The organism is Streptomyces flavofungini, assembly GCF_041028215.1.
In the GTDB taxonomy this organism is placed as follows: Bacteria; Actinomycetota; Actinomycetes; order Streptomycetales; family Streptomycetaceae; genus Streptomyces; species Streptomyces flavofungini_B.
In genome coordinates, this window is record NZ_JASKYR010000224.1 from 1 (window position 1) to 11,249 (window position 11,249).

At 73.6% G+C, this 11,249-nt stretch carries 4 protein-coding genes; all 4 read right to left on the reverse strand.

Annotated features, from left to right (window positions below; all coding sequences use genetic code 11):
* Positions 1–906, reverse strand: a 906-nt coding sequence (locus tag AB8Z36_RS17330) for an acyltransferase domain-containing protein (protein WP_369214217.1), incomplete at its 3' end; no start/stop codon positions are given.
* Complete coding sequence (locus tag AB8Z36_RS17335) at positions 903–6,902, reverse strand: non-ribosomal peptide synthetase (protein WP_369214218.1); 6,000 nt, start codon at positions 6,900–6,902, stop codon at positions 903–905. The genes AB8Z36_RS17335 and AB8Z36_RS17330, both read right to left, overlap by 4 nt.
* A gap of 77 nt (positions 6,903–6,979) precedes the next feature.
* Positions 6,980–10,555, reverse strand: a complete 3,576-nt coding sequence (locus AB8Z36_RS17340) for a beta-ketoacyl synthase N-terminal-like domain-containing protein (RefSeq protein WP_369214219.1) — start codon at positions 10,553–10,555, stop codon at positions 6,980–6,982.
* A gap of 16 nt (positions 10,556–10,571) precedes the next feature.
* On the reverse strand, positions 10,572–11,249 hold a 678-nt coding region (locus tag AB8Z36_RS17345; RefSeq protein ID WP_369214220.1), incomplete at its 5' end, for a hypothetical protein.

Sequence of the window (11,249 nt, forward strand, 5' to 3'; positions counted from 1 at the left end):
GCCCAGCGGGCTCAGCAGCGGCAGCGAACGGGAGCGCGAGGACGCGGGCAGGCCGTTGCGGGCGAAGTTGTGCAGGGTGCCCGACGGGCCGAGGTCCACGTACTGGAAGGGGCCGCGCCGCTCCAGGGCGGCGAGGGTGCCCGCGTACTCGATGGGCAGCCGGGTCGCCCGCCACAGATGGTCGGCCGTGACGCGCTCCACCTCTCCCCCGGTGGCGCAGGAGACGACCGGGATGCGCGGCGGACGCAGCTCGGTGCGGGCCATGGTGGCGCGGAACAGCGCCTCGCCGGAGTCCATGTGCCGCGAGTGGAAGGCGTACGGGACCGGGACGCGGTGGCACACCACCTTGCGGGCCCGCAGCTCCTCCTCGGCGGCGACCAGGTCCTCGTGCGCGCCCGCGAGCACGAAGTGCCCGGGGTAGTTGCGGGCCGCGACCTCGGTGCGCTCGCGGAGCAGCGGGACGCGCCCGTGCAGGGCCACGTCGTCCAGGACGGCGAGCATGCCGCCGCGCGGCGCGTCCCGCAGTGCGGTGGCCTGGCGGACCAGGATCCGCAGGCACTCCTCGGCGTCCAGGACGCCCGCGAGCACGGCGGCGGTGAATTCGCCGAGGCTCGCGCCGAGCAGCAGGCCGGGCTCGATGCCGTGGGCGATGAGGGTCTCGGCGGCGGCGAGTTCGACCATGACGATGGCCGGGTGGGTGAACGCGATGTCGTCGAAGGGCTCGGCCCGGGTGCGGCCCGGCCCGTACAGGGCGGCGAGGACCGACGCGCCCAGTTCGTCGGAGGCCGCCGCGTCCAGGCGGTCCATGACGCGGCGGAACACCGGTTCCCCCTCGTACAGGGCCGCGCCCATGCCGCTGTACTGGGAGCCCTGTCCGGAGAACTGGAAGACGACGGGGCGGTTCAAGCGGGGTCACCGCCCTGCTGTGCGCGGATGTCCGCGACGCGGAATGCGCCCTCGTGGAAGACGCCGAGGCCGGGCGGTGCGGCGCGCTCCGCCAGGGCGGCGTCGGCGAGCTCGCCGACGGTTCCTTCGAGGCCGTCGAGCATGGCTTCGAGCACGGACCGGAGCCCGAGCAGGAGCCGGGTCGCGGCGGCGTCGGTGACCTGGTCGCGGTGGTAGGACAGATGGACGGTGACGACATTGGTGGGGAAGACGTCGAGGCGCAGCGGGAAGCCCATCTTGGAGACGAAGAAGGCGGTGCCCGAGCGCTCCATGGTGTCCACGCCGACGTTCTGGAAGACGATGTAGCTCTCGCAGGGCAGCGTGCCGTGCGGCAGCTCGCTCCAGCCGAGGACGGCGTCCAGGGGGGTGGTCTCGTGGCTGCCGAGGTCCACCAGGGCGCCGAAGATCTCCTTGAGGAACTGACCCGCCGCGCGGTCGCGGTCCAGGCGGGTGCGGAGCGGCAGGATGTTGAAGGCGGGGCCCACGGTGGTGGAGAGCGCCTCGGGGTCGGCGACCGGCGAGGAGCGTCCGGCGAGGAGCACGCCGTGCACCACGTCGTCGGAGTCGGTGTACGCGGCGTTGACCAGCGCCCAGGCGCCCTGGAAGAGGGCGTTGAGCGGGAGGTGGGCGCGCTGGGAGAGGCGGCGCAGGCCGAGGGTGGTGTCCCGGTCCAGGGTGATGATCTGGCGTGCGCAGCCTTCCTCGGCCGGTTGTGCGGGCAGCTTCGCGCGTACGCCTTCGGACAGGGCGGTCGGCCGGGTCAGGCCGGTGAGGGCCTGCCGCCAGTACTCTTCGGCGGGCTGTGCGGGCAGGGCGCGTACGCCCTCGACGAACTCCTTGAACGGCAGGCGTTCGATGTCCGGGGCCGGGGTGCGCCCGGTGGCCGCCGCGTCGAGCAGTTCCGTCAGGCGGTCGGTGACGATCTCGAAGCTCCAGCCGTCCAGGCAGAAGTAGTTCAGGCTGACCACGACCAGGGCGGTGTCCGCGTCGAGGAGGGCCACCAGGTAGCGGAGGCCGGACGGGGTGCCGAGGTCGACGCCGCGCTCCCGGTCGGCGGCGAGGTAGCTCTCCAGGCGGGCGTCCTGCTCGGGTCCGGCCAGGCCGCGCCAGTCGGCGAAGGTCGTCTCGGGGGCGGCCTCCTCGTGCACCACCTGCACCGGTTCGGCGAGGCCCTCCCAGGCGAAGGTGGTGCGCAGCAGGGGGTGTTCGGAGATGAGCTGCCGGAAGCAGTCGACGAAGACGTCCTCCTGGAAGTCGGAGACCTTCAGGAGCTGCATGCGGTGCACCAGGAAGAGGCCGGGCTCAGGGCGCTCGCGCCACTCGCCGAGCGCCCACCGCTGGAAGGGCGAGAGGGGGTAGACGTCGGTCACGCCGGGCGCCTCGGACAGGGCGCGCAGCGCCGCGTCCGCGTCCTGGCCGGGGGTGGCCCGCGGTGCCGGGGCGGCGGTCCCGGCCGCGGCGCGTTCGTCGAGGGCGGCGGCGAGGGCGGCGATCGTGCCGTGCCGGAAGACGAGCTGCGGGGCGAATTCGAGGCCGCGCTGTCTGGCCTTGGCGACGACGTGGATGGTGTGGATGGAGTCGCCGCCGAGCTCGAAGAAGTTGGTGCGCACGCCCACGTCGTCCACGCCGAGCACCTCCGCCCACAGCTCGGCGAGGAGGTGTTCGGTGGGGGTGCCGGGTTCGGCGGCCTCGGCGTCGGCGTCACCGTGGTCCGGTATGGGCGGCAGCGCGTCACGGTCGAGTTTGCCGTTGACGCCGACCGGCAGGGCGCGCAGCGGCAGGAACGCCGAGGGCACCATGTAGTCCGGCACGCTGTCCTTGAGGACGCGGCGCAGGCCACGGACGAGTTCGGCGCCCGCGCGGTCGAAGGCGGGGTCGTTCGTCAGCTCCCGCGTGCTCTCGCGCGCCGGGCCGTCCGTCAGGTCCAGGCGGTGGGTGCCGGTGCGGCTGAGCAGGACCGCGTAGCTGCCGTCGGTGGCGTCGGGCATCCAGGAGACGGTGACGGTGCGGCCGGTGTCGGCGCCGAGGCGCCACCACTCCTCGGGGTCCGCGTGGGTGGCGGGGCCGGTGCCGGTGTCACGGACGAGTTCGCCGACGATCTCCTCGGCGTCCCTCTCGCGCAGCCGGTCCAGCTTGGTGTTGACGGCGGCGAGGCGGGCGTTGGGCACGCCGAGCACGGCGAGCGCCTCGGGCCGCTCCTCGTCCAGGCGGCGGCGCACCCCGGCGAGGCCGCCCGCGTCGGCCCAGTCGAGCGTGACGGCGTCCGCGCCGCCGGGGGCGGGCCCGGCGGCACGCAGGACGGCGTCGTAGCGGTAGCGGGTCAGTTCGTTGGTGTGGCGGCCCCTGCGGAGCTGTATGTCGACGGCGCCGATGCGGGGCCGCTCTTCGCGCAGGGCGGTGAAGAAGGCGGGGTGGACGAGGAGTTCCTGCTCCTGGCGGGTCTGGCGGGCGATGCGGCCGCGAAGGCGCCCGACGGGGAGCTTCGCCGTCGCGCGGCTCAGTTCGACGTCGGTGTGGAAGGTGTCGAGCAGGGCGAGGTTGCGCAGGTCCCCGACGAAGACGGCGCCGTCGGCGGTGAGGCTGTCCAGGGCCCGGTCGAGCACGGTGCGCAGGTAGGCGCCGTCGGGGAAGTACTGCGCCACGGAGTTGAGGATGACCACGTCGTACGGTTCCTCGCAGGCCTCCGCGCTCGCGTCGGCGGCGCGGTGGGCGAGGGTGACGCCGGCGAGTTCGGGGCGTTCGCCGATGAGGCGGGTGCGCACGAAGTCCAGGGCGGCCTTTGAGATGTCGGTGCCGTGGTAGCTCTCGCAGTACGGGGCGATGCGCGCGAGCAGCAGTCCGGTGCCGCAGCCGATCTCCAGGACCCGCCGGGGCTTGAGCGCGAGGACGCGCTCGACGGTGCCGTCGACCCACTCCCGCATCTCCTCGGCGGGCAGCGGCTCGCCGGTGTAACTGCTGTTCCAGGTGACGATGTTGAAGTCGGCCTCGCGCGGGTCGCCGCCCTGCGCGTAGGCCTGGTCGAAGACCTCGGCCCACTGGGCGACCCGCTCGCCCATCGGGTCCTCCTCGGCACTCTCCGGGGCGGGCGCGGTGTCGGGCACGACGTAGGCGACGAGCTGCTTGTGGCCTTCGTCGCGCGGGTCGTCGCGGGTGACGACGGCGGCCTCCAGGACCCCGGGGTGCCGGGTCAGGGCGGCCTCGACCTCGCCGGGCTCGATGCGGATGCCGCGCACCTTGACCTGGAAGTCGGCGCGGCCCCGGTACTCGATCGCCCCGTCGGGCAGCAACCTGGCCAGGTCACCGGTCTTGTACAGCCGCTCGCCGGGCGCGCCGAAGGGGTCGGGGACGAAGCGCTCCTCGGTCAGCCCGGGCCGGTTGTGGTAGCCGCGCGCCACCTGGACGCCGCCGATGTGGATCTCGCCGACGACGCCGACGGGCACCGGGTTGAGCCGCTCGTCCAGGACGAGGACGCGGGTGTTGGCGATGGGCCGGCCGATGGGCACGACGCCGCGCTCGTCACCGGGCACGCACTCCCAGGCGGTGACGTCGACGGCCGCCTCGGTGGGCCCGTAGAGGTTGTGCAGCCCGGTGTCCGGCAGCTTGGCGAAGAACCGCTCCTGGAGGGCGAACGGCAGCGCCTCGCCGCTGCACACCACGCGCCGCAGGCTCGCGCAGCGCCCGGCCAGGCCGCCGGGGCCCCCGTCCTGGCCGAGGAAGACCTGGAGCATCGACGGCACGAAGTGGGCGGTGGTGATCCGCTCCTCGCCGATCACCTCGGCGAGGCGGGCGGGGTCCTTGTGCTCGTCGGGGCCCGCGACGACGAGCGTGGCGCCGGTCAGCAGCGGCCAGAAGAACTCCCACACCGAGACGTCGAAGCTGAACGGCGTCTTCTGGAGCACCCGGTCACTGGCGTCCAGGCCGTAGCGGTCCTGCATCCAGAGCAGCCGGTTGACGATGCCCCGGTGGGTGTTGAGGACGCCCTTGGGCTCGCCGGTGGAGCCCGAGGTGTAGATCATGTACGCGAGCGTGTCCGGGCCCGCGCCGTGCTCGACCGGTGTGTCAGGGCGCTCGGCGATCTCCGCCCAGCGGGTGTCGAGGGCGAGCACCTCCGCGTCGGTGTCCGGCAGTCCGTCCCGCAGGTGCTCCTGGGTCAGGACGATTCCCGGGGCGGCGTCGTCGAGCATGAAGGCGCGGCGCCCGGCCGGGTGGCCGGGGTCGACCGGCACGTACGCGGCGCCCGACTTGAGCACCCCGAGCAGTGCGACGACCAGCTCCACCGAGCGTTCGGCGCAGACGGCGACGGTGGTCTCCGGGCCCGCGCCCCGGCTGCGCAGCCAGTGGGCGAGCCGGTTGGCGCGGCCGTCGAGGTCGGCGTAGGAGATCTCCCGGCCGCCGAAGACGACCGCGGGTGCGTCGGGGGTGCGGGCGGCCTGCTCGGCGATCAGGTCGTGCAGGCAGCGCTCGGCGCCCTGGAAGACCTGGGCGGTGTCGTTCCACTCCTCGACGATCCTGCGGCGGTCGTCCTCGGGCAGCACGGGCAGCCGGGAGACGGCCAGCTCCGGCCGGGCCGCCGCGGCCTCCACCACGACGCGGAAGGCGTCCATGAGGCGGCGCACGGTCGCGGGCTCGAAGACGTCGCGGTTGTACTCCACCTCCACCAGCAGTTCGTCGGCGCAGTCGACGACGCTGATCCACAGGTCGAACTTGGCGGTGTCGATGCGTACGCCCTCGATCGCCTCGATGACCAGCTCGTCACCGGGCTTGAGCTCCCTGGCGGGCAGGAAGTTGAAGCAGACCTGGAACAGCGGGTTCTGCGAGAGGTACCGCTCGGGCCGCAGCGCGTCGACGAGGACCTCGAAGGGCACCTCCTGGTGCTGCTGGGCGCCGTTGACGACGTCCTGCACCCGCCGGAGCACCTCGCGGAAGTCGGGGTCCCCCGCCATGTCCGTGCGGTAGACGAGGGTGTTCACGAACATGCCGATCAGCGGCTCGATGTCGACATGGGTGCGGTTGGTCACCGGGGAGCCGACGGGGATGCCGCGCTGGCCCGTGCAGCGGTGCAGGAGCACGTTCAGCGCCCCGAGCAGCACCACGAAGAGGCTGACGCCCTCGCGGCGGCAGAGCGCCTGGAGCTCCTCGCGCAGGGCGGCGGGGTAGACGTCCCGCAGGTCACCGCCCTCGAAGGTCTGCACGGGCGGCCGGGGCCGGTCCAGGGGCAGCTCCAGGTTCTCGGTGCCCTCGCCCAACTGCTCGCGCCAGTAGGCGAGCTGGTGCTCCAGGCGGTCGCCGGAGAGGTACTCGCGCTGCCAGACGGCGAAGTCCGCGTACTGCACGGCGAGCTCGGCCAGCGGGGACGGCCTGCCCGCCGCGAACGCCTCGTACAGCGTGAACAGCTCCTGCCAGAACAGGCCGAGCGACCAGCCGTCGACGACCACGTGGTGGGCGTTGAGCAGCACCACGTGCAGCTCGGGGGCGAGCCGGTAGAGGGTGACCCGCAGCAGCGGGCCCGCGGCGAGGTCGAACGGCCGCCGCCCCGCGTCGAAGACCAGCGCGTCGAGCCGTGCCGGGTCGTCGGTGACGTCGACCAGCTCGACGGGGACCCGGACGTCGTCCACGATCTCCTGCCACGGCTCGCCGTTCTCGCTGGGCAGCCGGGTACGCAGCGACTCGTGCCTGCGCACCACCTCCTCGACGGCCCGCTCAAGGACCTCGCGGCGCAGCGGCCCGCGCACGCGGAAGCTCATCGGGACGTTGTACGCGGGGCTGTCGGGCACCATCTGGTCCAGGAACCACAGACGGCGCTGGGCGAAGGAGAGCGGCGGGCGGTCGTCCGCGGGGCGCCGCGGGATGCGGGCGCTGCCCGAGGTGCGGGCCGCGCCGCTCAGCTTCTCCAGCAGGGCCCGCTTCTGCGGGGACAGCCGCGCCTTGCGCGAGGTGGCGAGATCTTCGCGGGACATGCGGGGGAACTCCTTGGTGGTCTCGACGGCGTCCTTGCTCTCGCCGGTTCACGCGAGCGGCGGGCGGGGTCTCCGGTTCACGCGAGCAGGGTGCTGACGGTCTCCTCGGGCAGCTCGTCGATGCGCTCGATCAGCTCGGCCTCCAGCATCTCGACCATGTCGGCCAGGGTGCGGGCCTGGAAGAGCTCACCCAGGTCGAGCTCGAAGGGGAAGCCGCTCCTGAGCCGGGAGATGATCTGCGTCGCCAGGATGGAGTCGCCGCCCACCTCCTGGAAGTCGTCCTCCGGGCGGACCGTGGTCACGCCGAGCACGTCACGCCAGGCGTCCGCCACCAGCTCCTGGAGCGGGCCGCCGGAGGTCTCGGCGGCCGTCTCCGCCGCCACGGCGGGCGCTTGCTCCGCCGGAGTGTGGGCCGGAGATCCGGCCGGTGGCGCGTCCGGCAGGTCGAGGACGGGTCCCGCGTGGTCGAGTGCGCCCTCCTTCTCCGCGAGGACGACCGCCTGGTACGCCTGGTCCTCCCGCACGGGGGCGGGCGAGAGGCCGCGGACCGCGCGGAAGCCGCCGCGCTCCAGGGCCTGGCGCCACAGGGCGACGCTGAGCAGCGGGGAGCCGGGCAGGCGGCACTCGTCCTCGTAGGCCCACCAGCCGCCCATCAGGCCGAAGGTGAGGGTGAAGAAGTCCTGCGCCCGCGTGGTCTCCAGGAGGATCAGCACCCCGCCGGGGCGCAGGAGCTGCCGGGCGTGGGCGAGGGTGTCGTCGATGCTGCGGGTGGCGTGCAGCACGTTGCAGGCGAGGACGAGGTCCTGGCTGCCCGGCGCGAAGCCCTGCTCCGCGGGCGAGGACTCGATGTCCAGCGGCGCGAAGGTCACATAGGGGTGGTCCTTGCCGTACTGGTTGCGTCCGTACTGGGTGAAGCCGCGCGAGATGTCGGTGTAGACGTAGCTGAGCCGCTCCTCGGCGCCGTTGAGCGCGGGCAGCACCTTGGCGGTGGTGCCGCCGGTGCCCGCGCCGATCTCCAGGATGGAGACGGCGGCCCCGGGGTCGCGCTCGCGCCGTGCGCTCACGTAGCGTGCGACGAGCCCCGCCACCAGGCCGTTGGTGTCGCCGTCGCTGTGGTAGACGGCCTCCACCGCGTCGAACGAGCCACCGGGGAAGAGCACTTCGTGTGCCTTCTTGCGGCCGGTCAGGACGTCGGGCATCTCTTCGAGGCAGAGCGTGAGCAGGTGGAAGTACCCGTCCATCTCGGCGTACTCAGCGGTGACCTCCGCCTTGAGCGCGGCCAGTTCGCTCTGCTCCCAGCGCAGCCCGCCGGGCGCGGCGACCAGGTCGGTGGTGGTCAGCTCCGTGCCCTCGGCGCGGAGGTGGCCGCCTTCGGTGAGAACGCCGATGAGCCCGTGGAAGAGCGCCCTGTGCTCGTCCACCACGCCGAGGCGGTCCACCAGTTCCGCCTCGGTGTACCGCTCGCCCGCCTCGGCGAAGACGTCCATGCGGCGCAGCGAGGCGAAGAGCATGCGGCGGCACACCCCGGTCAGCTCGCGCACCATGACATCGGAGCGCAGAGCCGCCCCGAGGTCCCCGGCGGCCGGGTCGGAGCGCAGGTGTTCCTCGGCGGCGGCGTCGAGGTCGGCGAGGACGGAGGGCACGGCGTGCGCCGCCCGGKCCCGGGCGCCGCCCCGCTCCGGGGTGCCGGGAGCGGTGCCGTCCGCCCAGGCGTGCGGGAAGACCTCGCGCACGAAGGGGTGGCCCGGCAGGGCGACGCGGCGCGGGGCGGTGCCGGTGTGCAGGCGGGGCCAGTCCACGGCGGCTCCGCCCACCCATGCCGCCGCGAACTCGTCGACATCGCGCCCCGTGGGGCCTGCCGCGGGGCGGCGGTCGGCGGCCCGGCCGCTGTAGGTGCCGGGCACCGCGGCGGCGCCGTCCGCGAACGCGTCGAGGCGGCTGAGCAGTTCTTCCGTGGAGGTGGCGGTGACGGCGAGCCGCTCGGCGAAGGCCTCGCGTCCCACTTGCAGGGTGTAGGCGACGTCCGTCAGGCCGGGGCCGTCGGAGCCGTCCCGGCGCAGGTGGGCGGCGAGTGCGGCGGCCTTCTCGCGCAGCTGCTCCGCGCTCTTGGCGGAGAGCGGTACGACCATCCGGCGCCCGGGGACGGGCAGAGCCGCGGGACGGGCGGCCACGTGCTCCTCGATGACGACGTGCGCGTTGGTGCCGCTGTAGCCGAAGGAGCTGACCCCGGCCACACGGGGCCGCTCCTCCTCGCGGTCCCAGTCGGCCAGCTCACGGCTGACGTAGACGGGGCTGTCGTCGAAGTCGGCGTGCTTGTTCTCGGTACGGAAGTTCGCCGCCGGGGGCAGCTTGCCGTGGCGCATGCACAGCAGCACCTTGATGGCGCCGAGGACGCCCGCGGCGCCCATGGTGTGCCCGATGTTGGCCTTGACCGAGCCGATGGCGCAGAACCGCCTGCGGTCGGTGAACTCCTCGAACGCCTCGGTGAGGCCGTGCACCTCGATGGGGTCGCCGAGGCTGGTGCCCGTGCCGTGCGCCTCCACGTAGCGCAGGCGGCCCATGTCGACGCCGCTGCGGCGGTAGACGTCGCGCAGCAGGGCGCTCTGGGCGGCGGAGCTCGGCGAGGTGATGCCGGAGGTGCGGCCGTCCTGGTTGGTGGCGCTGCCCCGGATGACGCCGAGGACCCGGTCGTTGTCGCGGACCGCGTCGGAGAGCCGCTTCAGGACGAGGACGCCGACGCCCTCGCCGACCAGCATGCCGTCCGCGTCGGCGTCGAAGGGGCGGCAGGCCCGGCCGGGCGAGACGGTGCCGAGGGCCTCCATGGTGACGAAGGTGCCGGGGTGGTTGGCGACGTACACCCCGGCGGCGAGCGCCAGGTCCGACTCGCCGTCCAGGAGCAGCCTGCGGGCGATGTCGACCGCGACGAGCGAGGAGGAGCACGCGGTGTCGATGGTCATCGCCGGTCCGCTCAGATCGAGCTGGTAGGCGAGGCGCGCCGCCATGATGCTGGTGTCGGAGCCCATCAGGGCGTGCGCGGAGTACTCGGCCTGGGGCGCGAGCCCGGTGCTGCCGACGAGGGTGGCGACGGCCTTGCCGCGCAGCGCGGAGGCGTCCTGGGCGGCGTCCTCAAGGGCGTGGTAGCAGGATTCGAGCAGCACCCGCTGGGCGGCGTCCATGGCGGCGGCCTCGCGGGGGGCGATGCGGAAGAACGCCGGGTCGAAGCGGTCGCTGTCGGCCATGCGTCCGTAGCGCGGGGCGGCGACGTCCGGGAAGTGCTCTTCGAGCAGGGACAGCGCCACCGGGTCGTCGACCTCGGTGGTGCGGTCCTCGCCCGAGCTGATCACCTGCCAGAGCTCGTCGGGGTTCCGCGCGCCCGCGGTGCGGCAGTGCATGCCGATGACGGCGACGGCCTCCGGCGCCGGGCCACCGCCGAGCTGGGCCGTCACGCGCGCGGCGAGCCCGTCGAGGTCACCGGCCCCGGTGACCGTGCCGGTCGAGAGCGTGGTGCCGAACCGGGAGTTGACCTCCTCGGTGAGTGCGACGGCGGCGACGAGCCCGATCTCCTCCAACGAGGTACGGGCGACGTTCTCGGGGGTGACATCGAGGACACGGGCCGCGAGTTCCGACAGCGCCTGCTTGACGTGGGGCGACATTGACTTCGTATCTCCTTCAGCTCCGCGGGGCGCGCGGCTGCGCGGTGGTCTCGGCCAGGTGTGCCCGGTTGGTCCGCAGGCGGTCCTCCTGGCTGCCGGAGGTCTGCTTGCGCAGGTGGAACAGGCGGTACGTGATCCAGCCCCGCCGGAGTGGCTCCGCCAGGTCGGCGTCGGCGTCGGCCGGGGCGCCCCCCGGGGTCAGCTCCTCCAGGACGAAGCGGTTGTGTGCGAAGACCTCGGCCCAGGTGCGGCCGGTGGGCACACTGATCCCGGCGCCGGGGTCGACCAGGTCGCCGCTGAGGGTGCACAGGTAGTCGGCGAGAAGCAGCCGCCCACCGTCCACGACGGCCGCGTCGAGCCGCGCGAAGAGCGCCTGCTTGTCCTCCACGCGGTGACTGGCGTCGACGCCGAAGGCCAGGTCGTACTGGCCCGGGAACGGTTCGAGCGGCCCACTGCGATGCCAGAGCGCCACCCGCCCGCCGAGCGCGCCCCGCGCACGGTCGGCCAACTCCTTGTCGGCGGTCACCCCGTGCACGACGAGCCCAGGGCACCGCTCGGCGAGCCCGACCAGCGAGGCCATGTCCCGGCACCCGAAGTCGAGCACCGCTCCCAGGTCCGCCAGATCGGTGGCGGCGAGGAGGGGGTGGGGGGCCGAGCCGGACAGGGCCGAGTCGGACAGGGCCGAGTCGGACAG

Bases quoted from the DNA above. Each gene is read 5' to 3' on its own strand.
- AB8Z36_RS17335 (WP_369214218.1), bottom strand. From the start codon at position 6,902: ATGTCCCGCGAAGATCTCGCCACCTCGCGCAAGGCGCGGCTGTCCCCG.